Origin of the sequence: Streptomyces subrutilus, from assembly GCF_001746425.1 — a bacterium.
In the GTDB taxonomy this organism is placed as follows: Bacteria; Actinomycetota; Actinomycetes; order Streptomycetales; family Streptomycetaceae; genus Streptomyces; species Streptomyces subrutilus_A.
In genome coordinates this window covers 5,150,143-5,175,635 of record NZ_MEHK01000001.1, presented here as the reverse complement: position 1 = coordinate 5,175,635, position 25,493 = coordinate 5,150,143, and the positions used below count along the sequence as shown (strand labels likewise).

Here is a 25,493-nt window from a genome sequence, read left to right as displayed (position 1 = left end):
CCTTACAGGAAGTACAGGCGGTTCAGGGAGACCGATTCGGCGGCTTCGGAGCGCAGCGGTTCCCCGTCGAGGGAGACCAGGCCGCTGCGCGCGTCCACATCGACCGCGCCCACCCGGGAGTTGAGGAGCAGGTCCCCCGGGCCGATGCCGCGGGTGCCGCGGACGGCGACGCGGCGCCGGCGGGTCGGCATCTCGTCGCCGCCGAGGGCGGCCGCGGCGGCCGAGACGAAGGCGACGGAGATGTCGGCGGCGGTGGCCCCGTACGAGCCGAACTGCGGGCCGAGGACCAGCGGTTCACAGGTGTCGGTGGCCGCGTTGGGATCGCCGGTGACCCCGTACGCCGGGAAGCCGGACTTGAGCACCAGCTGCGGCTTGGCGCCGAAGAACTGCGGGCGCCACAGGACGATGTCGGCGAGCTTGCCGACCTCGATGGAGCCGATCTCGTGGGCGAGGCCGTGGGCGATGGCCGGATTGATGGTCAGCTTGGCCATGTAGCGCAGGACGCGGGCGTTGTCGTCGCCCTCGCCGTCGCCTTCCAGCGGACCGAGCTCGCCCTTCATCTTGGCGGCCATGGCGAAGGTGCGGCGGATGGTCTCGCCCGCGCGGCCCATGCCCTGGGCGTCGGAGGAGGTGATGCCGATCGCGCCGAGGTCGTGCAGGACGTCCTCGGCCCCCATGGTGCCGGCGCGGATCCGGTCGCGGGCCATGGCGGCGTCGCCCGGGAGGTCCGGCTTGAGGTCGTGGACAGAGACGATCATGCCGTAGTGCTCGGCGACCGCGTCCCGGCCGAAGGGCAGCGTGGGGTTGGTGGAGGAGCCGATGACGTTCGGCACGCCCGCCATCTTGAGCACGTTCGGCACGTGCCCGCCGCCGCAGCCCTCGATGTGGAAGGCGTGGATGGTCCGGCCCTCCAGCACCCGCAGGGTGTCCTCGACGGAGAGGCACTCGTTGAGGCCGTCGCTGTGCAGGGCGACCTGTACGTCGTACTCCTCGGCCACCCGCAGGGCGGTGTCCAGGGCGCGGGTGTGGGCGCCCATGTCCTCGTGGACCTTGAAGCCGCAGGCGCCGCCCTCGGCGAGCGCCTCGACCAGCGGGGCGCCGTCCGAGGAGGAGCCGCGGGCCAGGAAGCCGATGTTGACGGGCCAGGCGTCGAAGGCGTTGAAGGCGTGCTTCAGCGCCCACGGGGAGTTGACGCCGACGCCCCAGACCGGGCCGAACTCCTGGCCGATGACCGTGGTGACGCCCGCGGCGAGCGAGGCCTCCATGATGCGCGGGGACAGCAGGTGCACGTGGGTGTCGACGGCTCCGGCGGTGGCGATCAGGCCCTCGCCGGAGACGATCGAGGTGCCCGTGCCGACGACCACGTCGACCCCGTCGAGGGTGTCCGGGTTGCCGGCCCGGCCGATGGCGTGGATGCGGCCCTCGCGGATGCCGATGGAGACCTTGCGGATGCCGAGGACGGCGTCGATCACCAGGACGTTGCTGATCACGACGTCGCAGGTCTCGCGGACGGCGGCCGCCTTCAGGTGCAGGCCGTCGCGGGCGGTCTTGCCGAATCCGGCCAGGAACTCGTCGCCGGGCTTCTGGGCGTCGTGCTCGACCCGGACGGTGAGCCCGGAGTCGCCGAGCCGCACCCGGTCGCCGGCGCGGGGGCCGAAGACGGAGGCGTACTCCTGCGGGTCGATGTGCCGGCTGCCCGGCGCGCAGTGTGCGCTGTGGTCGCTGTGCGGGGTCTGCCTGCTCACGCCTGCGCTCCGTCCGCTCGCTCGGTGCCGTCGGCCTGTCCGGCCGGTCCGGCGTGGGGGGTGGGGGGAGCCGGGTCGATGCCCGACGGGCCGGTACCCGACGGGCCGGCACCCGGGGCGGCCGGGCCCTCGGCGGCCGGGCCCTCGGCGGAGGCGCCCAGGTAGCCGCACGCCTCGGCCCGGGCCAGCGCGAGCGCCTTGGCCCCGGGCGCGTCGAGGGGGCCGTCGACCAGGCCCGCGAAGCCGATCGCGATGCGGTCGCCGCCGATCGGGACGAGCCCGACCTCGCCCTCGCCGTGCGGGTCGAACCGTACGGAGGAGCCCGCCGGGACGCACAGCCGCATCCCGTAGGCCGCGGCGCGGTCGAAGTCGAGGCGGGGGTTGGCCTCGAAGAAGTGGAAGTGGGAGGTGACGCTCACCGGCACGGGGGCGGTGTTGCGCACGCGCAGGTGCAGCACCGGTTCGGGCTGGGGCACGCCGGGGCCGGGGACGACCGCCCCGGGGGCGTCGTCGCCGAGCGGCACCGCGCCCTGGATGGGGGACGAGACCACCGCGAGCCGGGAGCCGTCGTCGAAGACGGCCTCCACGTGCACCTCGGTCACCACGTCGGCCACGCCCGGCAGGACGTCGCCGGGGCCCAGCACGCCGCGGGCCTCCTCGATGGCCTCCGCGAGCCGCTTGCCGTCGCGCGCGGCCTCGCAGACCGTGTCCGCGATCAGCGCGGTGGCCTCCGGGACGTTGAGCCTCAGGCCCCGGGCCCGCCGGGCCCTGGCCAGTTCCGCCGCGCTGCGGAGCAGCAGCCGGTCGCGCTCCGTAGGGGTCAGCCGCACGCCGATCCACCACCTCTTCAGTCGATGGGTTAGAGCATCACTCTAACTCTTCATTTCCAGTCAATGAAGCATTGACCTGGGACCAGGCCCTAGGTCACATTGAGTGTCGCTCAAAGAGAAGCGGAACCACCCCCCGCCCTGCAAGGGAGTCCCCCTATGCCCATCGAACAGCGCGGAGTCGACACCATCCCCGAGGAGGAGCGGACGAGTGGCCCGCGTGACCTGATCGCGATCCTGCTCGGCTCCAACCTCTGCCTTGGCGTGATCGTGTTCGGCTGGCTTCCCCCGTCCTTCGGGCTCGGTCTGTGGCCCTCCGTCACCGCCATCGTGACCGGCACCCTCGTCGGCATCGCCTTCACCGCGCCGCTGGCGCTGGTCTCCCTGCGGACCGCCACCAACCTCTCCACCTCCAGCGGCGCCCAGTTCGGCGTGCGCGGCCGCCTCGTCGGCTCGGTCGTCGGCCTGCTGCTGTCGCTCGGCTACACCGCGCTCACCCTGTGGATCGGCGGCGACGTGATGGTCGGCGTGCTGTCGCGGCTCACCGGGCTGCCGGACACCGGTGTCTCCCGGGGGGCGATGTACGGGCTGCTGGCCGCCTGCACCGTCGTCGCGGCCGTCTTCGGCTACCGGCTGCTGCTGCGCATGAGCAAGGTGCTGTCCGTCGGCATGGTGCTCCTGCTCGCCGTCGGCGTCTTCGCGTACGCCCCCGAGTTCACCACCGCCGCGCCGCCGGACACCGAGTACCTGCTCGGCTCCTTCTGGTCGACCTGGCTGCTCGCCGCCGTCGCGGCCGGCCTCAGCGGGCCCGTCGCCTTCATCACCCTGCTCGGCGACTACACCCGCTACATCTCCCCGCGCCGGCACAGCTCCCGCAAGGTCCTCGGGGCCACCGGCCTCGGCCTGCTCGTCGGGCTGCTGGTACCGCAGCTCTTCGGCACCTTCACCGCGCTCGCCGCCCGGGCCGGGGCCGACTACGCGGGGCCGCTGGTCGAGGCCGCCCCGTTCTGGTACCTGCTCCCGCTGCTCGCCGCGGCGGCCGCCGGCTCGGTGGGCAACGCCGGGCTGATGCTCTACTCCATGGGGCTCGACCTCGACGCGATCGTCCCCCGGGCCACCCGCACCACGGCGACCGTGATCGCCGCGGCCGTCGCCACCGCCTTCGTCTTCGTCGGCTCCTTCGAGTGGGACGTGCAGGCGGCGATGACCTCCTTCGTCCTGCTGCTGACCGCGCTCGGCACCCCGTGGGCCGTGATCACGCTCATCGGCCACCTGCGCTGCAAGGGCCGGTACGACGCCGACGCCCTCCAGGTCTTCAACCGGCGCTCGGTGGGCGGGGCCTACTGGTACCGCGGCGGGTGGAACACGGCCGCCACCGCCTCGTGGGCCATCGGCGCGGGGGTCGGTCTGCTCTCCGTGGCCACCCCGTTCTACGAGGGCCCGCTGCTCGCCCTGACCGGTGGCGTGGACTGCTCCTTCGTCCTCTCCGGCCTGGCGGGCGGGCTCGTCTACGCGGCCCTGACCGCCCGCACCTCCCCGGCGGCCGTCCCGGCCGAGGAGCCGGCGACGGCCTGAGCCGCGGGCGGCTCGGCCGCGCCGCCGCGCCGCCCCGCCCCCTGAACGCGGAGGCCCGCGCTCCACTGTCGGGAGCGCGGGCCTTCGTCCGTACGCGGCGGTGCAACGCCGGATCAGCCGAGCGGGTGCATCCAGCCATGGGTGTCGGCGGCGTGGCCGGTCTGGAGTTCCAGGAGGGCCTTGCGCAGCCGCATGGTGACCGGGCCGGGCTGCCCGTCGCCCTGCACCCAGTCGGCGCGCTCGGACTTGACCGAGCCGACCGGGGTGATGACGGCGGCGGTGCCGCAGGCGAACACCTCGGTGAGGGTGCCGTCGGCGTTGTCGCGCTGCCAGTCCTCGGTGGTGATCCGGCCCTCTTCGGCGGTGTAGCCGAGGTCTCGGGCGATGGTGAGGAGGGAGTCGCGGGTGATGCCGGGCAGGAGCGAGCCGGTGAGCTCCGGGGTGACGATGCGGTCGCCGTACACGAAGTACAGGTTCATCCCGCCCATCTCCTCGATCCAGCGGTGCTCGACGGCGTCGAGCCAGACCACCTGGTCGCAGCCGTGCGAGGCGGCCTGGGCCTGGGCGACCAGGGACGCGGCGTAGTTGCCGCCGGTCTTGGCCGCGCCGGTGCCGCCCTTGACCGCGCGGACGTACTCCTCGGAGAGCCAGACGGAGACGGGCTTGACGCCGCCGGGGAAGTACGCGCCGGCGGGCGAGGCGATGACGATGAAGAGGAACTCGTTGGCCGGGCGGACGCCAAGGCCGACCTCGGAGGCGAACATGAACGGCCGCAGGTACAGGGAGGCCTCGCCGGAGTCCGGAACCCAGGCGCGGTCCTGCTGGATGAGGGCGTCGCAGGCCTCGATGAACAGCTCGGCCGGCAGCTCCGGCATGGCCATGCGCCGCGCGGAGGCCTGGAAGCGCTCGGCGTTGGCGTGCGGGCGGAAGGTGGCGACGGAGCCGTCGGGCTGGCGGTAGGCCTTGAGCCCCTCGAAGATCGTCTGCGCGTAGTGCAGCGTCATGTTCGCCGGGTCGATCGACAGCGGCGCGTACGGGACCAGCTCGGCGTCGTGCCAGCCGCGGCCCTCGGTCCACTTGATCGTGACCATGTGGTCGGTGAAGTGGCGGCCGAAGCCGGGGCTGGCCAGGATCGCCTCGCGCTCCGCGTCGGACAGCGGGTTCGAGGAGGGCTTGAGCTCGATCGTGGGCGTCGTCATGAGTGCTTGTCCTTCACCGGTTGTGTATGGCGGACCGCGCTCACGGCGTACTAGGACGTCCGAGCTTCCCCGCATTCCGCGGCCTCGCGTTCGATTATCGCGCGCGGAGCGGCTTCGGAGAAGCGGGGTAGCGGCCCAGGGGAGATGGTGGCACCCGGGGCCGCACAGGAAAAGCCGCCGGGTCCCGTTGTGACCCGACGGCTTCCTGGAGTGGTGCTGCCGGGTCAGCCGGCTACGCGCGCGGCCAGGGCGTCGCCGATCGCGTCGGTGGAGCGGAAGGTTCCGTCGCGCTCCGCGAGGTCGGCCGAGACCGCGTCCTCGATGCGGACGGCCTGGGCCTCGTAGCCCAGGTGGCGCAGCAGGAGGGCGACCGAGAGGATCGTCGCGGTCGGGTCGGCCTTTCCGGTGCCGGCGATGTCCGGGGCGGAGCCGTGGACGGGCTCGAACATGGACGGGAAGGCGCCGGTCGGGTTGATGTTCCCGGAGGCGGCCAGGCCGATCCCGCCGGTCACGGCGGCGGCCAGATCGGTGAGGATGTCACCGAAGAGGTTGTCCGTGACGATGACGTCGAAGCGCTCGGGCTGGGTGACGAAGAAGATCGTCGCGGCGTCGACGTGCAGGTAGTCGGTGGTGACCTCGGGGTACTCCTGGCCGACCTTGTCGAAGGTGTTCTTCCACAGGTGGCCCGCGTACACGAGGACGTTGTTCTTGTGCACCAGCGTCAGCTTCTTGCGGGGGCGGGCGTTGGCCCGCTCGTACGCGTCGCGGACGACGCGCTCCACGCCGTAGGCGGTGTTGACGCTGACCTCGGTGGCCACCTCGGCGGGGGTGCCGGTGCGCAGGCTGCCGCCGTTGCCGGTGTACGGGCCTTCCGTGCCCTCGCGGACCACGACGAAGTCGATCTCCGGACGGCCGGCCAGCGGGGTGGCCGTGTTCGGGAAGAGCTTCGACGGGCGCAGGTTGATGAAGTGGTCGAAGGCGAAGCGGAGCTTGAGCAGCAGCCCGCGCTCCAGCACGCCGGACGGGACCGAGGGGTCGCCGATGGCGCCCAGCAGAATCGCGTCGTGGTGCTTGAGCGCCTCGAGCTCCGCGTCCGGGAGGGTCTCACCGGTGCGGTGCCAGCGCTGGGCGCCGAGGTCGTACGGCCTGGTCTCCAGCTTCACATCCTGGGGCAGGACCGCGGTAAGGACCTTGAGTCCCTGAGCCACGACTTCCTGGCCGATGCCATCACCGGGGATCACTGCGAGATTGATGCTGGTCGACATGGCGAAACCGTACTCCGTGTATCAGCCCTCAGACATATTGCGTCCAGCATCTGGACCAATGGGGACGCAACATGTCCGGGCGTCGTGCCGTGCCGGACGGATGTCCGGCCGTACTCAGTGGCCGGTCGCTCCGCCGTTGTCACGGCGGTCGAGGGCCCGCTGGAGCGCGGCGGCGGCGTTGCGGCGGTCGGCGTCGGCGGTGGAGGAGTGGCGGACGCGGCGGACGGCGGCGGTGGTGGGGGTCATGTGGATCGACTCCTTGAGATCACGGCGTGGCGGGGCCACGGATGAGGGGTTCCTTCAAGGCGCCGGAAGAGGCGGGGAGCAGTGCGCCGCAGGGGTTGCCTGCCGGGGGCGCGCGCTCTCGACCACCATTCGCCTGATCGGCGAGACGTTCGGCTCCTACAAAGCTAGGGCAGGTCCGGCTGTATGTCTCCGCAATTACTCGGACTTCCTACTATCTGAGACGCCGAACCCCTCGGAAAACCTCCTCCCGGAGGTCCGGTTCAGCCCTTCTCCGAGCGGAGTTCCCTGATCAGAGCCCGTACGGCGAGAGAAGCGGCGGATTCCGGGGTGGTGACGTATCCCACCCGTCTCAGCGGCCTCCGCGGCCCCAGATCGGTGATCTGCACGGCCTCGCCGGCCTCGCGCAGCGACAGCTCCGGCAGGATGGCCATGCCGAGCCCGCGGCCGACCATCGTCAGCACCATCCCGTCGTCCTCGGCCTTGACGGTGGCCCGCGGGATCCAGTCCTGCTCCCGCCACCAGGCCCGGGTGTAGGAGCCGCAGTTCTCGTCCCAGTCCAGCAGGGGCAGTGCCTTCGGGTCCGGGTGCCCGGCCGGGTGGACCAGCGCGTACGCCTCCTCGGCGAGCACCCCGGTCAGCAGGCCGGGCGGCGTCTCGTCCGGCCCGCCCAGGGTGGCGATCCCCAGGTCGGCGCGGCCGGCGGCCACCTCCCCGGCCGTGCCGGCGCCGAGTTCGCGCACCACCCGGACCTCGGGGCGGAGCCCCGGGTGCCGGGCCGTGAGCCGCTCCAGGGCGGGCGGCAGCAGGTGCAGGGCCGCGCTGCGGAACGCAGCGATCCGGAGCACGCCCGTCAGCCCGTCACCGCCCGGCGCGGACCGCCCCGTGCCGCGCACCTCCGCGCCCATGACCTCGTACAGCCGCAGGATCCGGCGGGCGTGGCCGATGGCCCGCTCCCCCGCCGGGGTGGGCGAGGCCCCGCTCCGGCCGCGCACGAAGAGCACCGCCCCGAGCTTGGCCTCGCTGCCGCGCACGGAGTGCGATACGGCCGACTGGGTGAGTCCGAGCGCGGCGGCCGCGGCGGAGAACCCGCCGGACTCGGCGACGGCGACCAGGACCCGCAGTTCCTGCGGGAGGAGCTCGGACACCGGCCCCCACCTCGTTCCATGAGCGTCATTCATGCATGTGCGGCTTCCATGAGCGCAACCCCCTGCCCGGCCGGGAGATTCCTTCCTAGCGTCTGCGCCATGACCCCGAACACCGCTCACGCCGTCCACCAGATCGCCCGCCCCACCGACTTCCCCACCGCCGCCGAGTTCGCCTTCGCCTCCTTCCCCGTCCCGGAACCGGTCCCGGGGACCGCCCTGGTGGAGAACCTCCTGCTCTCCGTGGACCCGTACCACCGCGGGCTGATGGACGGCGGCGAGGGGGGCTTCGAGCTGAACGCCCCGCTGGAGGGGCGCTCGGTCGGCCGTGTGATCGCCTCGCGCGACCCGGGCCTGGCCGAGGGCGACCTGGTCTTCCACCGCGAGGGCTGGCGCACGCACGCCCTCGTCACCCTCGGCGCGGCGGGAACCCGCAGGCTGCGGGTCCACGAGGGGGTCCCGCTGGAGGCGTACCTGTCCCTCCTCGGCGGCACCGGCCTCACCGCGTACGCCGCCCTGACCCGCACCGCGGACCTGCAGGAGGGCGAGGACCTGTTCGTCTCCGCCGCGGCGGGCGGGGTCGGCACGGCCGCCGGCCGCATCGCCCGGCTGCTAGGCGCCCGCCGGATCATCGGCAGCGCGGGCTCGGCGGCCAAGGTCCGCCACCTCACCGGGCGGCTCGGATTCGACGCGGCCTTCGATTACCACGACGGCCCCGTCGGCGAGCAGCTCGCCCAGGCGGCGCCGGACGGCATCGACGTCTACGTGGACAACGTCGGCGGCGGCCATCTGGAAGGCGCCATCGAGGCGCTGCGCGAGTACGGGCGGATCGCCTGGGTCGGCGCCATCTCGACGTACAACGGCGACCGCTCCCCCGCCGCGCCCCGCAACCTCTTCGAGGTCGTCCACAAATCGCTGCGCTTGGAGGGGGTGTTGGTTCGCCATCACACCCATCTGCAGGAGGAGCTCGAGGAGTTCCTCGTCCCGCATCTGCGCAGTGGGCGGATCGGTACCGATACCACCGTGGTGCGGGGGTTCGACCGCACGGTGGACGCCTTTCTCGGCATGCTCCACGGGGACAATGTGGGCAAGATGCTCGTCCGTCTCGACGGATGAATCCGGCCACCCGCGTGTTCACCGACTTCTTACCGCCCGGATGTGACCTTTGACCGGGTGAGCTCGGAGGTCTTCGACCACACCTCGGTGCTACGTGGACGGCCGCCCTCGGGACCACGGCCGCCTGTCCGAACATCAGCGCCTGGCGCTGCAAGGTGACGGGTGACCCGGTGCCGCAGGACAACGCCCTGCCGGCGCAGGCGGTCCCGGCCGGCTCCTGGCCGAGGACCGCTTCAAGCGGTGGCGTACAGCGGCGGCTGGGACGGCTTCACGGTCCTGGCCGCCTCCGACGGCACCTGGTCGCGCCGCTACACGGGTCGCATCGAGTCGGGCGCCCCGAGCGTCTCGGGCCTGACCCAGGCCCCCTACAGCACGTCCCCGTCGCGCCAGTCGAAGTCGAGTCGCCCGGCGGGGTCCGGCAGGGCGCCGCCGGGCGGCACCCACAGATAGGTGCTGCCCTCCTCCTCGGGGAGCCGCTCGGGACCGCCGAGCCCGAGGACCCCGATCCGCCCGCCCCACACCCGCCACCCGCGGCCCTCGTACAGCCCGGCCCCGTCCTCGGACGCCGACAGCGCCCCGAGGACGTACGCCCGCGCGATGATCCGTTCCAGCTCGGCCACGACCCGCCCGCCCAGCCCGCGCCGCCTGTGGCCGGCCCGTACGGCGCCCGCCTCGACGTACCCGGTCCGCAGCGCCCGTCCCCCGGCCAGCACCCGGCGCTGCACGACGCTCCCGTGCGCGACGAGCCGCCCGCCCTCGCGGAGCAGGACGTGCATGCCGCCGAGCGCGTGCTCGAAGTCTTCGGCGCCGAAGTCGCCCTCGAAGGCGGCGTCCAGCAGCTCCCGGACCTCCGTGAGCTCCTGCTCCGCCAGGTCGGACGTGTGCGCGGTCCTCGTGTCCATCACCGCTCCCTGTTCGGCGGGCACGAGCGTGCCCGGGGCCCGCCCCTCGCGCTCGTCCCGCGACCGTACCAAGGACCGCATTGCGGACGCCGGGCGCCGTCCGCCGGCCGGAATCGGCCGACACGGCTCTGGCGGTCTGGACCATTGCCTCGGCAGACTCGCCGCATGTCGCCCGATACCCAGCAGTGGACCCCGATCCACGGCCAGCCGTACCGTCCCGCCCCCTACCGGCCCGAGCGGATGGCGAGCGGCGAATCGCTCGCCCGGGCCGCCGAGTTGCGGGCCCGCATGGACGAGCGGCGGACCGTACGGCACTTCTCCCCCGACCCGGTGCCCGAACAGGTCGTCCGGGACGCGGTCGCGTGCGCCGCGACCGCCCCCTCCGGGGCGCACCAGCAGCCCTGGACCTTCGTCCTGGTCAAGGATCCGGCGGTGCGCCGGCAGATCCGGGCCGCCGCCGAGCAGGAGGAGGCGCTCTCGTACGACGGCCGGCTCGGCGACGAGTGGCTCGCGGCCCTGCGCCCCCTCGGCACGGACGCCGTGAAGACCCACCTCACGGACGCCCCGGCGCTGATCGTGGTCTTCCAGCAGCGCTACTGGCTCGGCCCGGACGGCGCCAAGCACAAGCACTACTACGTCGACGAGTCGGTCGGCATCGCGGTCGGGATGCTCCTGTCCGCACTCCACCTGTCGGGCCTGGCGGCCCTGATCCACACGCCGAGCCCGATGCGCTTCCTCTCCCGGGTCCTGGGCCGCCCGGAGAACGAGAAGGCCTTCGCGGTCATCCCGGTCGGCTACCCCGCGGCCGACTGCGAGGTCCCGGACCTGGTCCGCAAGTCGCTGGACCAGGTCATCGTCGAGGTCTAGCCCGGAACCGGGACCGCCCCCGCTCCGGACTTGGGGGTACCGGAGCGGGGGCGGGGTTCAGCGGGGCCGGATCAGCCCATGTGGGGGTAGCCGTACTCGGTCGGCGCGACCAGGGTCTCCTTGATGGAGCGGGTCGAGGTCCAGCGCTGCAGGTTGGTCGCGGCGCCCGCCTTGTCGTTGGTGCCGGAGGCGCGGCCGCCGCCGAAGGGCTGCTGGCCGACGACGGCGCCGGTGGACTTGTCGTTGATGTAGAAGTTGCCCGCCGCGAAGCGGAGCTTCTCCATCGCGTCCGCCACCGCGTAGCGGTCCGCCGCGATGACCGAGCCGGTCAGGGCGTACGCCGAGACGGACTCCATCTGGGCCAGCATCGCGTCGAACTCGGCGTCCTCGTAGACGTGCACGGCGAGGATCGGGCCGAAGTACTCGGTCGTGAAGACCTCGCTCGAAGGGTCGGTGCACGCGATGACGGTCGGGCGGACGAAGTAGCCCTCCGAGTCGTCGTACGTGCCGCCCGCGACGATCTCGCAGGTCGGGTCGGCCTTGGCGCGGTCGATCGCGGCCTTGTTCTTCGCGAAGGAGCGCTCGTCGATGACGGCGCCGATGAAGTTGGTCAGGTCGCGGACGTCCCCCATGGCGATGCCGTCGACCTCGGCCGCGAAGGACTCCTTGAAGCCGTCGTTCCAGATCGAGGCCGGGATGTAGGCGCGCGAGGAGGCCGAGCACTTCTGGCCCTGGAACTCGAAGGAGCCGCGGGTCAGCGCGGTCTTGAGGACCGCGCGGTCCGCGGAGGGGTGCGCGACGACGAAGTCCTTGCCGCCGGTCTCGCCGACCAGGCGCGGGTAGGACTTGTACTTCTCGATGTTGTTGCCGACCGTCTTCCACAGGTACTGGAACGTCTTGGTCGAGCCGGTGAAGTGGATGCCCGCCAGCTCGGGGTGGTTCAGGGCGACCTCGGAGACGGCGATGCCGTCGCCGGTGACCAGGTTGATGACGCCCTTGGGCAGGCCGGCCTCCTCCAGGAGCTCCATCAGGAGGACCGCGGAGTGGGTCTGCGTCGGGGACGGCTTCCACAGGACCACGTTGCCCATCAGGGCCGGGGCGGTCGGCAGGTTGCCCGCGATGGCCGTGAAGTTGAACGGCGTGATCGCGTAGACGAAGCCCTCGAGCGGGCGGTGGTCGCTGCGGTTCCACACGCCGGCGGAGTTCGCGACCGGCTGCTCGGCCATGATCTGGCGGGCGAAGTGGACGTTGAAGCGCCAGAAGTCGACGAGCTCGCACGGGGTGTCGATCTCAGCCTGCTGGGCGGTCTTCGACTGGCCCAGCATGGTCGAGGCGGCGAGCTTCTCGCGCCACGGGCCGGCCAGCAGCTCGGCGGCGCGCAGGATGATCGCGGCGCGGTCGTCGAAGGACATCGAGCGCCAGGCCGGGGCGGCGGCGAGGGCGGCGTCGATGGCCTCCTGCGCGTCGGCCTCGGTGGCGTTGGCGTAGGTGCCGAGCACCGACTCGTGGTCGTGCGGCTGGACCACGTCGAAACGCTCGCCGCCGCCCATCCGCTTGACGCCGTTGATCGTCATCGGGAGGTCGATCGGGTTCTCGGACAGCTGCTTGAGCTGCACCTCGAGCCGCGTGCGCTCCGGGCTGCCGGGGGCGTACGAGTGGACCGGCTCGTTGACCGGCGCGGGGACCTGGGTCACAGCATCCATGGGGCTGGTAACTCCTTGACCTGGTTCTTGGCTAGTTCTTGGTGATCATCGAGCGGAGGAAGAACAGGAGGTTGGCCGGCTTCTCCGCGAGGCGGCGCATGAAGTAGCCGTACCAATCCGTCCCGTACGCCGTGTACACCCGCATGCGGTGGCCCTCGGCGGCGAGCCGCAGGTGCTCCTCGCTGCGGATGCCGTACAGCATCTGGAACTCGTACTCGTCCAGTTTGCGCCCGGCCTGGCGGGCCAGCTCCTGGCCGATGGCGATGAGCCGCGGGTCGTGGGACCCGATCATCGGGTAGCCCTCGCCCTCCATCAGGATCTTCATGATCCGGACGTACGCCTTGTCGATCTCGGCCTTGTCCTGGTAGGCGACCTCGGCGGGCTCCTTGTAGGCGCCCTTCACGATCCGGACGCGGCTGCCGGCGGCGGCGAGGCGGCGGGCGTCGGCCTCCGTGCGGAAGAGGTAGGCCTGGATGACGCAGCCGGTCTGCGGGAAGTCCCGGCGCAGCTCCTCGTGGATGGCGAACATCGAGTCGAGGGTGGTGTGGTCCTCGGCGTCGAGGGTCACGGTGGTGCCGATGGCGGCGGCGGCCTCGACCACCGGGCGGACGTTGGCGAGCGCGAGCTCGTGGCCGCCCTCCAGGGCCTGGCCGAACATCGACAGCTTGACGGACATCTCGACGGTCTCGCCGAGGCCGAGCTCTTCGAGGCGACCGATCAGCTGGAGGTAGGCGTCCCGGGCGGCGTGCGACTGCGCCACCTCGGTGATGTCCTCGCCGACGACGTCGAGGGTGACCTCGAGGCCGCTGCGGGTGAGCTCCTCGACGATCGGGATCACCTGGTCGACCGTCTCACCGGGGATGAACCGGTTCACCACGGGCTTGGTCACCGGCGCGGCGGAGACGATACGACGCATTGTGTCGCTGCGCGAAGCGGCGAGGATCACGGGACCCAGCACGGGTGCACCTCCAGCGGGTGGCAGAAGAAAAGCGCAAGTAAAACCACCGTGAAACCTAAGGATCGGTTTGATCCTCTGCCATCGACAGCTGTCACGCATCCGTGTCCCGGATCTCATACATCTGTCTGAAGGGCGCGGTCCGGGGTGGGAGAATGTCCGGGTGAAGGGCGATTACCAGGACCTGGTGGACGAGATCTCGGCGCTGCTGGGCGCGCCGGCGACGCTGGAGAACCGGGATTTCCGGCTGATCGCCTTCGGTGCGCACGACAGCGACGACGACCAGGCCATGGACCCGGTACGCACCCGCTCGATCCTGACCAGGCAGTCCACGCCGGCGGTCCGGTCCTGGTTCGAGGGCTTCGGCATCGCACGCGCCACCGGACCGGTGCACATCCCGGCGGCGCCCGAGGCCGGGGTCTTCCGCGGGCGGATCTGCCTGCCGGTACGGCGCCGGGGCATCGTGCAGGGCTACGTGTGGCTCCTCGACCAGGATCCCGGCCCGGGGCCGGCGGAGCTGGCCGCGGCCATGGAGGTGGCCCAGCGCATCGGGATCCTGCTCGACGAGGAGGCGAAGGCCGGGGCGGACCTGTCGCGGGAGTTCCTGGCGGTGCTCACGGCCGCCCGGGGCTGGCAGCAGGACATGGCGGTGGCCGCGCTGCGGACCGCCCTGGGCGGGGCCGCGGAGGGGCTGCACGCGGCGGTGTGCGTGGCGCCGTGGTCCGGGGAGCCCCCGGCGTCGGTGCCGGGCGCGGCGGCGCTGTGCGTCGTCCCGGGCGGGACCGGGCCGGGCGACCCGGACGGCTCCGGCGGCGCCGGGGGGCGTACGCCCCCCGGCCGCGCCCCGGCCCTGGCCGTCCTGCTGCGACTGCGCTCGGGCGACGCACTCGCGCCCGCGGTGGCGGCGATGGAGCGGCTGCTGCCGCGGGCCGGCGCCGCGGACCCGCGGCTGCGGCCCGCGACGGCCGGGGTGGCCGACCCGGTCCGGACCCTGTCCGAGCTGCCCGCCGCCTGGGAGCAGGCCGTCGCCGCGGCCCGGGCGGCCGTCGCGCAGCCCGGGCTGGGCCCCGTCGCCCGCTGGGCGGAGATCGGCCCCTACCGGCTGCTGGCGGCCCTGGCCGCCGACCCGGTGGAGGACCCGTCGACGCGCGCCCTGCTGGGGCCGGCCCACCGCGAACTCGCCCGCACCGCGGAGGTGTTCCTGGACTGCGCCGGCCAGGCGGGCCGCGCCGCGGCGGCCCTGGGCATCCACCGGCAGACGCTGTACTACCGGCTGGGCCGGGTGGAGCAGCTGACCGGGCTCGACCTGGACGAGGGCGAGGACCGGCTCCTGCTGCACATGGCCCTCAAGGCCGCCCGCCTGGCATGAGGTCGTCCTCCCGGACAACACACCTAGGGGGCTTCCCCGATGTCCGGCCGGCCGTCGGTCGCCTAGCGTCGCGGGGAGTCGACCACGGAGGCCCGATGAAGGCGATCGTCCAGGACCGGTACGGCTCACCCGATGTGTTGGAGTTCAGGGACGTCGGGGAGCCGGCCGTCGGCGATGACGAGGTACTGGTACGGGTCCACGCGGCCGCCGTCAACGCCCGCGACTGGCACCTGATGCGGGGCGACCCCTACGCGGCCCGGCTGGTCCTCGGGCTGACCCGGCCGAAGCAGCGGATCCGCGGCACGGACTTCGCGGGCCGGGTGGCGGCGGTGGGCCGGGGCGTGACCCGGCTGAGCCCCGGTGACGAGGTGTTCGGCGAGGCCGAGGGGGCGTTCGCCGAATACGTGTGCGCCTCGCAGGACGTGGTCGCCGCGAAGCCGTCCGGCCTGTCGTTCGAGCAGGCCGCGGCGCTGCCGCTGGCGGGGAACACCGCCCTGATGGGCCTGCGCGATCTGGGGCGGGTCCGGGCGGGGCAGCGGGTCCTGGTCAACGGGGCGTCAGGCGGGGTGGGGACGTTCGCCGTTCAGCTCGCCAAGGCGTTCGGGGCGGAGGTGACCGGGGTGTGCAGCGCGAGGAACGCGGACCTCGTCCGGGCGCTCGGCGCGGACCGTGTCGTGGACTACGCCCGCGAGGACTTCACCCGCGGCGCTGCGCGCTACGACGTGGTGTTCGACCTGGTGGGGAACCGTTCGCTGGCCGAGCTCCGGCGGACGCTGGCGCCGGCCGGGACGCTGGTGCTGTCCGGTGGCGGCGTTTCGGAGGGCGGCAGCCTGTTCGGGCCGATGGGGCTCATCGTCAAGGGGCGGGCGCTGTCCCGGTTCGCCGGCCGCCGGCGGCTGCTGGTCCTGACGGCGGAGCCGAAGCGGGAGAACCTGGAGGCGCTGGCGGAGCTCGTCGAACGCGGGGCGCTCTCCCCGGTCGTGGACCGGGCCTATCCGCTCGCCGAGGCGGCCGAGGCCATCCGCTACCTGGAAGTGGAACACGCCCGCGCGAAGGTCGTCGTCACGGTGTGAGGGCCCTTGCCCCGGGTCCGTGGCGTGCTCCGGCGGGGGGCTAGGGCTGGGGCCGCGCCGCGGGCTCCGGGCGCGCCAGCGCGGCCGCGGCCGCCCGCATGCCCTCGGTGAACTCCTCCGCGCCCACCGCCGACTTCGGATCCAGCAGCCACTGGACCATCAGGCCGTTCAGCAGCGCCTGGTAGAAGGAGCCCAGCGTCCGCGCCTCCCGCTCGGTGACCTCTTCCCGCGGGGTCCCGGTGAGCATCGCGACCAGGTCGCGGCGCCCCTCGGCCTGCGAGGCCGCGAGCAGTTCCCGCAGCTGCGGCATCCGGTCGCCTGCCAGGGCGACCTCCAGGCTCGCCGACCAGACCGGACCGGCCGTCTCCCGGTGGGCGAGGAGCCCCTCCCAGACCGCGCGGAACCGCTCCAGCGAGCCGCCTTCGCCCTCCAGGCCGTCCTGGAAGACCTCTCCCAGCTCCTGTGTCAAGGCGGTGAAGGCCTGGCCGAGCAGGGCGTCCTTCGAGCCGTAGTGGTAGCCGATGGAGGCCAGGTTCGCGCCCGAGGCCTGCACGACGTCCCGCGCCGTGGTGCGCACGAACCCCTTCTCGACCAGGCACTTCTTGGCGCCTTCGAGCAGGTCTTCACGATGTCCCATGCCGTCACCGTAACAAGACAGGCGTCATGGACGAGCGTCACGGACAAGCGTGCACCAGCAGGCCTCTGATCGGGGCACCGGAGCCTCGGAGCCGTACGACGCGGAAGGGCCCGGGGGATCTCCCCCGGGCCCTTCCTGTGGTTCCCGCCGATCAGCCGAGGCTGACCGTACGCGCCGAGACGGCGCCGATCTCGGCGGCGATGTCCGCGAGGACGTTCGCCGGGACCTCGGCGTCGACCGTCAGCACGGCGAGCGCCTCTCCGTGCTCCTCCGCACGGGCGACCTGCATGCCCGCGATGTTCAGACCGGCCTCGCCGAGCACGCGGCCGACGGTGCCGACCACGCCCGGGCGGTCGGTGTAGCGCAGCACGACCATGTAGTCGGCGAGCGCCAGGTCCACGTCGTACTCGCCGATGCCGACGATCTTCTGCAGGTTCTTCGGGCCGGCGAGCGTGCCGGAGACCGAGACCTCCTGGCCGTCGGAGAGCGTGCCGCGGACGGTCACCACGTTGCGGTGGTCCGGGGACTCCGAGCTCGTGGTCAGGCGCACCTCGACACCGCGCTCCTGCGCGAACAGCGGGGCGTTGACGTAGGAGACCGTCTCGTCGACGACGTCCTCGAAGACGCCCTTGAGCGCGGAGAGTTCGAGCACCTTCACGTCGTGCTGGGTGATCTCGCCGCAGACCTCCACGTCGAGGCGGACCGCGACCTCGCCCGCGAGGGCGGTGAAGATGCGGCCGAGCTTCTCGGCGAGCGGCAGGCCGGGACGGACGTCCTCGGCGATCACGCCGCCCTGGACGTTGACCGCGTCCGGCACGAGCTCGCCGGCGAGCGCGAGGCGCACCGACTTGGCGACGGCGATACCGGCCTTCTCCTGGGCCTCGTCCGTGGACGCGCCGAGGTGCGGGGTGCAGACGACCTGGTCGAGCTCGAACAGCGGGGAGTCCGTGCAGGGCTCCTTCGCGTACACGTCGAGGCCGGCGCCGGCGACCCGGCCCTCCTTGAGGGCCGAGTACAGGGCGGCCTCGTCCACGATCCCGCCGCGGGCGGCGTTGACGATGCGGACGGACGGCTTCACCTTGTGCAGGGCCTCGTTCCCGATGAGACCGAGGGTCTCGGGGGTCTTGGGCAGGTGCACGGTGATGAAGTCGGCGACCTCGAGGAGCTCGTCCAGCGTCAGCATCTTGACGCCCATCTGAGCGGCGCGCGCGGGCTGTACGTAGGGGTCGTACGCGACGATCTTCATACCGAAGGCCGACATGCGCTGCGCGACCAGTACGCCGATGCGGCCGAGGCCGACGACGCCGAGGGTCTTCTCGCTGAGCTCGACGCCCGTGTACTTGTTCCGCTTCCACTCGCCGTTCTTCAGGGCGGTGTTGGCCTGCGGGATGTTGCGGGCCGAGGCGACGAGCAGGCCGCAGGCCAGCTCGGCGGCGGTCACGATGTTGGAGGTCGGCGCGTTGACGACCATCACGCCGGCCTTGGTGGCGGCGGAGACGTCGACGTTGTCCAGACCGACGCCGGCGCGGGCGACGACCCGCAGCTTCTTGGCGGCGGCGATGGCCTCGGCGTCGACCTTGGTCGCGGAACGGACGAGGATCGCGTCGACGTCGACGATCGCGGGCAGCAGCTCGGCGCGGTCGGCGCCGTTGCAGTGCCGGATCTCGAAGTCGGGGCCGAGCGCCTCCACGGTGGCGGGCGACAGCTCTTCGGCGATGAGTACGACAGGTTTCGAGCTCACGTGGGTCCTCACAGTTCCAGTGCGGACGGCCGTCCCGACGGCCGCAGGCGGTGGAGGGGGTAGCCGCGTGGAAGACGCACGACACTGTGGGCCTGACGCGTTGTGTTGAGCAGTGTAGTGGCGGTGGCGGGCCGGATTTCCGCCTGTACGGAAGGATCACCCGTCCGTGGTTGGCCGCCTTGGACAAGCCGGGCTGTCGCGCGGCCGTCCGGCCGTGTGCGGCGGGGCCGGAACGCACCGTCCCGGCCCCGCCGCTCACCCGATCAGCTCTCGTTGCTGTCGACCCAGCTCATCAGCTTGCGCAGCTTCTTGCCGGTGGTCTCGAGCAGGTGCGCCTCGTCGGCCTTCTTGTACTCGTTGTACTTCGGCAGGCCCGCCTTGTACTCCGCCATCCAGGTGTTGGCGAACTCGCCGCTCTGGATCTCCGCGAGGACCTTCTTCATCTCGGCCTTGGTGGCGTCGGTGATGATCCGCGGGCCGGTGATGTAGTCGCCCCACTCGGCGGTCTCGGAGACCGACCAGCGCATCTTCTCCAGGCCGCCCTCGTACATGAGGTCCACGATGAGCTTCAGCTCGTGCAGGCACTCGAAGTACGCGATCTCCGGCTGGTAGCCGGCCTCGGTCAGGGTCTCGAAACCGGCCTTGACCAGCGCGGAGGCGCCACCGCAGAGGACGGCCTGCTCACCGAACAGGTCGGTCTCGGTCTCCTCGGTGAAGGTGGTCTTGATGACGCCGGCGCGGGTGCCGCCGATGCCGGCCGCGTACGAGAGCGCGAGGGCGAAGGCGTTGCCCGAGTGGTCCTGCTCGACGGCCGCGATACACGGAACGCCGCGGCCCTCCTCGTACTGGCGGCGGACCAGGTGGCCCGGGCCCTTCGGCGCGACCAGGGCGACGTCCACGTGGGCCGGGGGCTTGATGAAGCCGTAGCGGACGTTGAAGCCGTGGCCGAAGAAGAGCGCGTCACCCTCCTGGAGGTGGTCCTTGATGGACTCCTCGTAGATCTCGGCCTGGAGCGGGTCCGGGGTCAGGATCATGATGACGTTGGCCCACTCGGCGGCCTCGGCCACCGGGAGGACCTTCAGGCCCTGCTCCTCGGCCTTGGCCTTGGACTTCGAGCCCTCCTTCAGGCCGACGACGACGTCGACGCCGGAGTCACGGAGCGACAGCGCGTGGGCGTGGCCCTGGCTGCCGTAACCGATGACCGCGACCTTGCGGCCCTGGATGATGGACAGGTCGGCGTCGTTCTCGTAGAACAGCTCGGCCACTGGGATATCTCCTTGGTGCGCTGGTGTTGCTCCCACCGTACGGCGGGGAACGGAATCTGAGTTTCTCGGTCTCGCGATGCGAACGTCAGGCGCTGCGGTCGAGCGCGCGCAGGCTGCGGTCCGTGATGGACCGTCCGCCGCGCCCTATGGCGATGGTGCCGGACTGCACCAGCTCCTTGATGCCGAAGGGTTCCAGCATCTTGAGCATCGCGCCGAGCTTGTCGGTACCGCCGGTGGCCTCGATGGTGACGGCCTCCGGGGAGACGTCGACCGTCTTGGCGCGGAACAGCTGGACGATCTCGACGATCTGCGAGCGGGTCTCGTTGTCGGCGCGGACCTTCACCAGGACGAGTTCGCGCTCGATCGCGTTGTGCGGCTCCAGCTCGACGATCTTGAGCACGTTGACCAGCTTGTTGAGCTGCTTGGTCACCTGCTCCAGCGGGAGGTCCTCGACGTTCACGACGATGGTGATGCGGGAGATGTCGGGGTGCTCGGTGACGCCGACCGCGAGGGAGTCGATGTTGAACCCGCGGCGGGAGAACAGGGCGGCGATCCGGGCGAGGATGCCGGGCGTGTTCTCGACCAGGACGGAGAGCGTGTGCTTGGACATGTGAGGCGTTCTCTCTCTCGGCTCTCTCGGCTCAGTCGTCTTCGTTGTCGCCGAAGTCGGGACGGACGCCCCGGGCTGCCATGACCTCGTCGTTGGAGGTGCCGGCGGCGACCATCGGCCACACCATGGCGTCCTCGTGGACGATGAAGTCGATGACCACCGTACGGTCGTTGATCGCGTTGGCCTCGGCGATGACCTTGTCGAGGTCGGCCGGGTCCTCGCAGCGCAGGGCGACGCAGCCCATGGCCTCGGACAGCTTGACGAAGTCCGGGACGCGGGTGCCCTTGCGGGGGGCGACGGACTCGCCGAGCTGGGAGCCGACGGTGTCGTGGCCGGTCTCGTCCGCGTGGAGCACGGTGTTCGAGTAGCGCTGGTTGTAGAACAGCGTCTGCCACTGGCGGACCATGCCCAGCGCGCCGTTGTTGATGATCGCGACCTTGATCGGGATGTTGTTCAGCGCGCAGGTGACCAGTTCCTGATTGGTCATCTGGAAGCAGCCGTCGCCGTCGATCGCCCAGACCGTGCGCTCGGGCATGCCGACCTTGGCGCCCATCGCGGCCGGGACCGCGTAGCCCATGGTTCCGGCGCCGCCGGAGTTCAGCCAGGTGCGGGGCTCCTCGTACTTCACGAAGTGCGAGGCCCACATCTGGTGCTGGCCGACGCCGGCCGCGAAGACGGTGCCCTTCGGCGCGAGCGCGCCGATCCGCTCAATGACCTGCTGCGGCGAGAGGCTGCCGTCCTGCGGCAGGTCGTAGCCCAGCGGGTAGGTGTCGCGCCAGCGGTTGAGGTCCTTCCACCAGGCGCTGTAGTCACCGGCGTTGCCCTCGGTGTGCTCGGCCTGGACGGCCTGGATCAGGTCGGCGATGACCTCGCGGGCGTCGCCGACGATCGGGACGTCGACCGCGCGGTTCTTGCCGATCTCGGCCGGGTCGATGTCCGCGTGGATGATCTTGGCGAACGGGGCGAAGCTGTCCAGCTTGCCGGTGACGCGGTCGTCGAAGCGGGTGCCGAGCGCGATCAGCAGGTCCGACTTCTGCAGGGCGGTGACGGCCGTGACCGCGCCGTGCATGCCGGGCATGCCGACGTGCAGCGGGTGGCTGTCGGGGAAGGACCCGAGCGCCATCAGGGTGGTACAGACCGGGAGGCCGGTCAGCTCGGCGAGGACCTTCAGCTCGGCGGTCGCGCCGGACTTCATGACGCCGCCGCCGACGTACAGGACCGGGCGCTTGGCCTGGCAGATGAGCTTGGCGGCCTCGCGGATCTGCTTGGCGTGCGGCTTGGTGACCGGCCGGTAACCGGGGAGGTCCTGGGCGGGCGGCCACGTGAAGGTGGTCTTCGCCTGCAGGGCGTCCTTGGCGATGTCGACCAGGACCGGGCCCGGGCGGCCGGTGGCTGCGATGTGGAAGGCCTCGGCGATCGTCCGCGGGATGTCCTCGGCCCGGGTGACCAGGAAGTTGTGCTTGGTGATCGGCATGGTGATGCCGACGATGTCCGCCTCCTGGAAGGCGTCGGTGCCGATCGCCTTGGAGGAGACCTGGCCGGTGATGGCGACGAGCGGCACGGAGTCCATGTGCGCGTCGGCGATCGGGGTGACCAGGTTCGTGGCACCCGGCCCGGAGGTGGCCATACAGACGCCGACCTTGCCCGTGGCCTGCGCGTAGCCGGTGGCGGCGTGGCCGGCCCCCTGCTCGTGGCGGACCAGGATGTGACGGACCTTCTTCGAGTCCATCATCGGGTCGTACGCGGGGAGGATGGCGCCGCCCGGAATGCCGAAGACGGTGTCGCACCCCACCTCTTCGAGAGAGCGGATGAGGGACTGCGCGCCCGTGACGTGCTCAACTGCGGCGGACTGCTGTCCGCCGGAACGGGGCCGCGGCTGCGGATGGTGGGCCCCGGTGGCCTGCTCGGTCATCGGCATTCTCTTCTCGAAGCTGAGGGTTTCACGAGGATTCGACTCTGTGCCAGTGCAACAAAAAACCCCTCGTGCCGGGAGGCAAGCGAGGGGAGCGCGTCGGGTGCGTTGAGCGGGGACATGCTGGCCCCAGCTTCAGCCGACGCGCTTTCCAAGTACGAGAATTCGGGTGCGCATGGCACTGACCCTCCCTCTGGCGGGAGGGTGATGTCAAGTAGGTGGGACGGGCGTCTCATTATGTGAGCCTCGGATGGCCATCGATCCCCCGGACGAACCACCGGCCAGGGCGGGCTGGACCGCACCACCCGGTACTGGGAACGTACCGCGCACGAGGGCACGCCGCAGCCTGTATTCGTCGAGCGGGCCGGAGAACGCCATTCCCTGGCCGTGGGTGCACCCCATGGCGCGCAGGGCCGCGACCTGCTCCGGCAGATCCACCCCGTCGGCCACCGACTGCATGCCCAGGTCGTTTGCGATCCGCAACAGACCTGCGGTGATCTTGTGGAGCCGGGCGGACTCCACGACGCCCTCCACCAGGCCCCGGTCCAGCTTGAGGACGCCCACCGGCAGGCGCCGCAGGGCGCTGATGGCCGCGTAGCCGCTGCCGAAGCCGTCCAGCGCGATCCCCACCCCGAGCCGGTGCAGGGCGGTCAGCCGGCGTTCCAGATCGTCGAAGGGCACTCTGGGGTCGGATACGGCGAGCTCCAGGACCAGGGCCCCGGAGGGCAGCCCGTGCCGGTTCAGCAGCGCCTCCACGGAGCCCACGGGCACGGCGTGCTCGAGCAGCCGCTGGGCGGTCATCCGCACGGCCACGGGTACGTCGTGCCCGGCCCGGTGCCGGTCGGCGGCCTGCTCCACGGCCTGCTCCAGCACCCAGCGCCCGAGCTCCGCGCTGCGGGCGCCGGTGCCGGCGGGCAGGCCGGGAGGGGTATCCGCGGCCGCGCCCTCGCTGTACTCGGCCACCCGGAGGAACTCCGCCGGGGTGAAGAGGATCCCCTGAGCCGAGCGCCAGCGGGCCTGTGCGGCCACGGCGGAGACCTCGCCGGTGGCCAGTGAGACCACGGGCTGGTGCAGCAGCGCGAACTCCCCCTCGTGCAGTGCGGTCCGCAGCCGCCCCGCCAGCTCGGCCTTCCGCACGACCTCGGCCTGCATCTGCGGGGCGTACAGCTCCACGCGGTCCTTGCCGCCCGCCTTGGCCCGGTACATCGCGAGATCCGCGTTGCGCATCAGGTCCGCAGGGGTGATGCCGGGGTCGGCGAAGGCCACGCCGATGCTCGCGGCGACCCGGACCTCGCTGCCCCCGATCCGGTAGGGCTGGGAGAGCGTGGTGCGCAGCCGGTCGGCGATCTCGTGCACCTGGTACTCGCGGGCGCTGCGGTCGCGGCTGCCGTCGCCCACGATCAGGGCGGCGAACTCGTCCCCGCCGAGGCGGGCCGCGGTGTCCCCGGCGCGCACCGAGTCCTGGAGCCTGCGGGCGGCCTCGACGAGCAGCTCGTCGCCGGCCTGGTGGCCGATGGTGTCGTTGACCGCCTTGAAGCCGTCCAGGTCGATGAAGAGCACGGCCGAGCTGTGGTCGCCCGCGCGCCGGCCGGTCAGGGCCTGGCGGACGCGGCGGGTGAACAGGGCCCGGTTGGGCAGGTCGGTCAGCGGATCGTGTTCGGCGCTGTGCTGGAGCTGCGCCTGGAGGCGGACCCGTTCGGTCACGTCCCGGCTGTTGAGGATGAGCCCGCCCTGGTGCCGGTTGACGGTGGACTCCACGTTGAGCCACTCGCCGCCGCCCGATTTGAAACGGCATTCGATGCGGGTGGTGGGCTCCTCGGTCGGCGGAGCGGCCAGGAAGCGGCGTACCTCGTAGACCACCCTGCCGAGGTCGTCGGGATGGATCAGGGTCGCGAGCTCGGTGCCGACCAGCTCCTCGGCCTCGCGGCCGTAGACCCCGGCCGCGGCCGGGCTCACGTACCGCAGGGTGCCCGTGGGCGCGGCGATCATGATGACGTCGCTGGAGCCCTGGACCAGGGAGCGGAAGTGGTTCTCCTTCTGGGCCAGTTCCTGGGTCAGTGCGATGTTGTCGAGGAGCATGATGCCCTGGCGGATGACGAGGGCGAGCACGACGGTGCAGCCGGTGAAGACGACCACGCGGTCGACCTTCCGGCCGTCCACGACGTTGTAGAGGATGCCCAGGGTGCAGACCGCGGCCGCGAGGTACGGGGTGAGGGCGGGCAGCGAGCCGGTGATGGGACGGCTGTGCGGCCTCTCGACGCGCCGGGGGCCGGCGGGCTCCGGCCCGGGATGGAGGCGCCGGGCGCCCCAGGGCGCGTACGCGAGCAGCAGCGAGCCCACGAACCAGCCGGCGTCGAGCAGCTGGCCGGACTGGTACTCGGCGCTGAGCAGCGGTGAGGTGAACAGGGCGTCGCTGAGCACCGTCAGGGCGAGCGCGGCGATGGCGGTGTTGACGGCGGAGCGGTTGGACTCGGAGCGCCGGAAGTGCAGGACCAGGACCATCGAGACCAGCGCGATGTCCAGGAGCGGATAGGCGAGCGAGAGGGCGGCGCGCGGGACGCTGCCGGGGGCCCCGGACTGGGCGGTCCGTGCCGCGTGGGCGAGCGCCAGGCTCCAGGAGAGGGTGAGCAGGGAGCCGCCGATGAGCCAGGAGTCGAGTCCGAGGCAGACCCAGCCGGCCCGGGTGACCGGGCGCTTGGCGAGGACGAGCAGGCCCACGATGGCCGGCGGGGCGAAGCACAGGAAGGCGAAGTCGGCCAGCGAGGGCTTGGGCACGTCCTGGCCGAGGATCACCTCGTACCAGCCCCAGACCGCGTTGCCGCAGGCGCCCATGAGGGAGGAGAAGGCGAAGAGCAGCCAGGCGGGGCGCTCGCGGCTGTCGATCGCCCGCGCGTAGGAGTAGCAGGAGACTGCGGCGAGTAAGCCGGCGGCGCTGAGCCCGAAGTCACCCATGATTTCGGCGACTTCCTCCGATCCCCAGTTGAGGGCGGCGCCGACGGCGTACCCCCCGCTGACCAGGGCGAGGAGCAGCTGCATGGCCAGGCCCCTGCCTCCGCCCGAGAGGGACGGGCGGTTCAGGAGCGCCGCCCCCTGGGAGCTCACCGGTCCCCCTCGCCCGCTGGTTCGGGTGCAGCCCAGTTTCGGCAACGTCGCCTCCGGCGGCTCTGCCACGTCGGATCCTTCGCCCATCGGCCGTGCATCGCCCGTCGCCCCCCAAAGTGTCCGATCACTCCCCAGCGCCAGACGTACGTGGCGCAGCCCCTTCTTCCGGACGATACACCACTTTCGTCACTCAGCGACATAGCTTCTCTACGCTCCGTTACCACGCGGGGAGTTGGGCCCAC

At 71.9% G+C, this 25,493-nt stretch carries 20 protein-coding genes; 5 read left to right on the top strand and 15 right to left on the bottom strand.

From position 1 onward, the window contains the following. Nucleotides 1–2 precede the first annotated feature (2 nt). On the bottom strand, nt 3–1,685 hold the full coding sequence (locus BGK67_RS24415) for an urease subunit alpha (protein ID WP_069924080.1): 1,683 nt from the start codon (nt 1,683–1,685) through the stop codon (nt 3–5). 56 nt (nt 1,686–1,741) lie between these two features. Further along, nucleotides 1,742–2,575: an urease subunit gamma gene (gene ureA, locus BGK67_RS24410; protein WP_244291303.1), complete on the bottom strand. Its 834-nt coding sequence runs from the start codon at nt 2,573–2,575 to the stop codon at nt 1,742–1,744. 156 nt (nt 2,576–2,731) lie between these two features. Here ureA and BGK67_RS24405 point away from each other — a divergent pair, with 156 nt between their 5' ends. Continuing rightward, the gene (locus tag BGK67_RS24405) at nt 2,732–4,147 is read left to right on the top strand and encodes a cytosine permease (RefSeq protein ID WP_069922087.1); all 1,416 of its coding nucleotides are present in this window, start codon (nt 2,732–2,734) and stop codon (nt 4,145–4,147) included. Nucleotides 4,148–4,260: 113 nt separating this feature from the next. Here BGK67_RS24405 and BGK67_RS24400 read toward each other — a convergent pair whose 3' ends face one another. The 4 genes from BGK67_RS24400 to BGK67_RS24390 all read right to left on the bottom strand — a co-directional run bounded on the left by BGK67_RS24400 (nt 4,261) and on the right by BGK67_RS24390 (nt 8,002). Further along, nucleotides 4,261–5,346, bottom strand: coding sequence for a branched-chain amino acid aminotransferase (locus BGK67_RS24400; protein ID WP_069922086.1), 1,086 nt, complete (start codon nt 5,344–5,346; stop codon nt 4,261–4,263). Nucleotides 5,347–5,570: 224 nt separating this feature from the next. After that, a complete protein-coding gene (locus tag BGK67_RS24395; protein ID WP_069922085.1) occupies nt 5,571–6,611 on the bottom strand; it encodes a 3-isopropylmalate dehydrogenase in 1,041 nt (346 codons plus the stop codon). 114 nt (nt 6,612–6,725) lie between these two features. Next, complete coding sequence (locus tag BGK67_RS40760) at nt 6,726–6,857, bottom strand: hypothetical protein (RefSeq protein ID WP_279628693.1); 132 nt, start codon at nt 6,855–6,857, stop codon at nt 6,726–6,728. A gap of 260 nt (nt 6,858–7,117) precedes the next feature. Continuing rightward, complete coding sequence (locus tag BGK67_RS24390; protein WP_208948743.1) at nt 7,118–8,002, bottom strand: LysR family transcriptional regulator; 885 nt, start codon at nt 8,000–8,002, stop codon at nt 7,118–7,120. Between the two features lie 99 nt (nt 8,003–8,101). On the opposite strand from BGK67_RS24390, the gene BGK67_RS24385 reads away from it, so the two are divergent. Beyond that, the gene (locus BGK67_RS24385) at nt 8,102–9,115 is read left to right on the top strand and encodes an NADP-dependent oxidoreductase (protein WP_069922083.1); all 1,014 of its coding nucleotides are present in this window, start codon (nt 8,102–8,104) and stop codon (nt 9,113–9,115) included. A 365-nt stretch (nt 9,116–9,480) separates the two neighbouring features. Here the strand turns inward: BGK67_RS24385 and BGK67_RS24380 are convergent, their stop codons facing one another. After that, on the bottom strand, nt 9,481–10,017 hold the full coding sequence (locus BGK67_RS24380) for a GNAT family N-acetyltransferase (RefSeq protein ID WP_069924079.1): 537 nt from the start codon (nt 10,015–10,017) through the stop codon (nt 9,481–9,483). A gap of 165 nt (nt 10,018–10,182) precedes the next feature. Between BGK67_RS24380 and BGK67_RS24375 the strand changes: the two genes are divergently transcribed. Beyond that, on the top strand, nt 10,183–10,884 hold the full coding sequence (locus BGK67_RS24375; protein WP_069922082.1) for a nitroreductase family protein: 702 nt from the start codon (nt 10,183–10,185) through the stop codon (nt 10,882–10,884). 71 nt (nt 10,885–10,955) lie between these two features. Here BGK67_RS24375 and pruA read toward each other — a convergent pair whose 3' ends face one another. Further along, complete coding sequence (gene pruA, locus BGK67_RS24370) at nt 10,956–12,587, bottom strand: L-glutamate gamma-semialdehyde dehydrogenase (protein ID WP_069922081.1); 1,632 nt, start codon at nt 12,585–12,587, stop codon at nt 10,956–10,958. A 31-nt stretch (nt 12,588–12,618) separates the two neighbouring features. After that, the gene (locus BGK67_RS24365) at nt 12,619–13,545 is read right to left on the bottom strand and encodes a proline dehydrogenase family protein (RefSeq protein ID WP_069922080.1); all 927 of its coding nucleotides are present in this window, start codon (nt 13,543–13,545) and stop codon (nt 12,619–12,621) included. A 160-nt stretch (nt 13,546–13,705) separates the two neighbouring features. On the opposite strand from BGK67_RS24365, the gene BGK67_RS24360 reads away from it, so the two are divergent. Together BGK67_RS24360 and BGK67_RS24355 are read left to right on the top strand one after the other, a co-directional pair. After that, nucleotides 13,706–14,911, top strand: a complete 1,206-nt coding sequence (locus BGK67_RS24360) for a PucR family transcriptional regulator (protein WP_069922079.1) — start codon at nt 13,706–13,708, stop codon at nt 14,909–14,911. 95 nt (nt 14,912–15,006) lie between these two features. Further along, nucleotides 15,007–15,984 (top strand): NAD(P)-dependent alcohol dehydrogenase, encoded by a 978-nt coding sequence (locus BGK67_RS24355; protein ID WP_069922078.1) that lies wholly within the window; start codon nt 15,007–15,009, stop codon nt 15,982–15,984. 40 nt (nt 15,985–16,024) lie between these two features. On the opposite strand, the gene BGK67_RS24350 is transcribed toward BGK67_RS24355, so the two are convergent. From BGK67_RS24350 to BGK67_RS24325, 6 genes are all read right to left on the bottom strand, one after another. Continuing rightward, nucleotides 16,025–16,621, bottom strand: coding sequence for a TetR/AcrR family transcriptional regulator (locus BGK67_RS24350; protein ID WP_069922077.1), 597 nt, complete (start codon nt 16,619–16,621; stop codon nt 16,025–16,027). A gap of 151 nt (nt 16,622–16,772) precedes the next feature. Beyond that, on the bottom strand, nt 16,773–18,362 hold the full coding sequence (serA, locus tag BGK67_RS24345) for a phosphoglycerate dehydrogenase (protein WP_069922076.1): 1,590 nt from the start codon (nt 18,360–18,362) through the stop codon (nt 16,773–16,775). 263 nt (nt 18,363–18,625) lie between these two features. After that, a complete protein-coding gene (ilvC, locus tag BGK67_RS24340; protein WP_069922075.1) occupies nt 18,626–19,627 on the bottom strand; it encodes a ketol-acid reductoisomerase in 1,002 nt (333 codons plus the stop codon). An 85-nt stretch (nt 19,628–19,712) separates the two neighbouring features. Then, nucleotides 19,713–20,237 (bottom strand): acetolactate synthase small subunit, encoded by a 525-nt coding sequence (gene ilvN, locus BGK67_RS24335; protein ID WP_069922074.1) that lies wholly within the window; start codon nt 20,235–20,237, stop codon nt 19,713–19,715. Between the two features lie 31 nt (nt 20,238–20,268). After that, nucleotides 20,269–22,155, bottom strand: coding sequence for an acetolactate synthase large subunit (locus BGK67_RS24330; RefSeq protein ID WP_069922073.1), 1,887 nt, complete (start codon nt 22,153–22,155; stop codon nt 20,269–20,271). A 204-nt stretch (nt 22,156–22,359) separates the two neighbouring features. Then, on the bottom strand, nt 22,360–25,251 hold the full coding sequence (locus BGK67_RS24325) for a putative bifunctional diguanylate cyclase/phosphodiesterase (protein ID WP_069922072.1): 2,892 nt from the start codon (nt 25,249–25,251) through the stop codon (nt 22,360–22,362). Between the last annotated feature and the right edge of the window lie 242 nt (nt 25,252–25,493).

Bases quoted from the DNA above. Each gene is read 5' to 3' on its own strand.
- BGK67_RS24380 (WP_069924079.1), bottom strand. From the start codon at position 10,017: ATGGACACGAGGACCGCGCACACGTCCGACCTGGCGGAGCAGGAGCTC.
- BGK67_RS24375 (WP_069922082.1), top strand. From the start codon at position 10,183: ATGTCGCCCGATACCCAGCAGTGGACCCCGATCCACGGCCAGCCGTAC.
- pruA (WP_069922081.1), bottom strand. From the start codon at position 12,587: ATGGATGCTGTGACCCAGGTCCCCGCGCCGGTCAACGAGCCGGTCCAC.
- BGK67_RS24355 (WP_069922078.1), top strand. From the start codon at position 15,007: ATGAAGGCGATCGTCCAGGACCGGTACGGCTCACCCGATGTGTTGGAG.
- BGK67_RS40760 (WP_279628693.1), bottom strand. From the start codon at position 6,857: ATGACCCCCACCACCGCCGCCGTCCGCCGCGTCCGCCACTCCTCCACC.
- BGK67_RS24400 (WP_069922086.1), bottom strand. From the start codon at position 5,346: ATGACGACGCCCACGATCGAGCTCAAGCCCTCCTCGAACCCGCTGTCC.
- BGK67_RS24330 (WP_069922073.1), bottom strand. From the start codon at position 22,155: ATGCCGATGACCGAGCAGGCCACCGGGGCCCACCATCCGCAGCCGCGG.
- BGK67_RS24350 (WP_069922077.1), bottom strand. From the start codon at position 16,621: ATGGGACATCGTGAAGACCTGCTCGAAGGCGCCAAGAAGTGCCTGGTC.
- ilvN (WP_069922074.1), bottom strand. From the start codon at position 20,237: ATGTCCAAGCACACGCTCTCCGTCCTGGTCGAGAACACGCCCGGCATC.
- BGK67_RS24395 (WP_069922085.1), bottom strand. From the start codon at position 6,611: ATGTCGACCAGCATCAATCTCGCAGTGATCCCCGGTGATGGCATCGGC.
- BGK67_RS24405 (WP_069922087.1), top strand. From the start codon at position 2,732: ATGCCCATCGAACAGCGCGGAGTCGACACCATCCCCGAGGAGGAGCGG.
- BGK67_RS24385 (WP_069922083.1), top strand. From the start codon at position 8,102: ATGACCCCGAACACCGCTCACGCCGTCCACCAGATCGCCCGCCCCACC.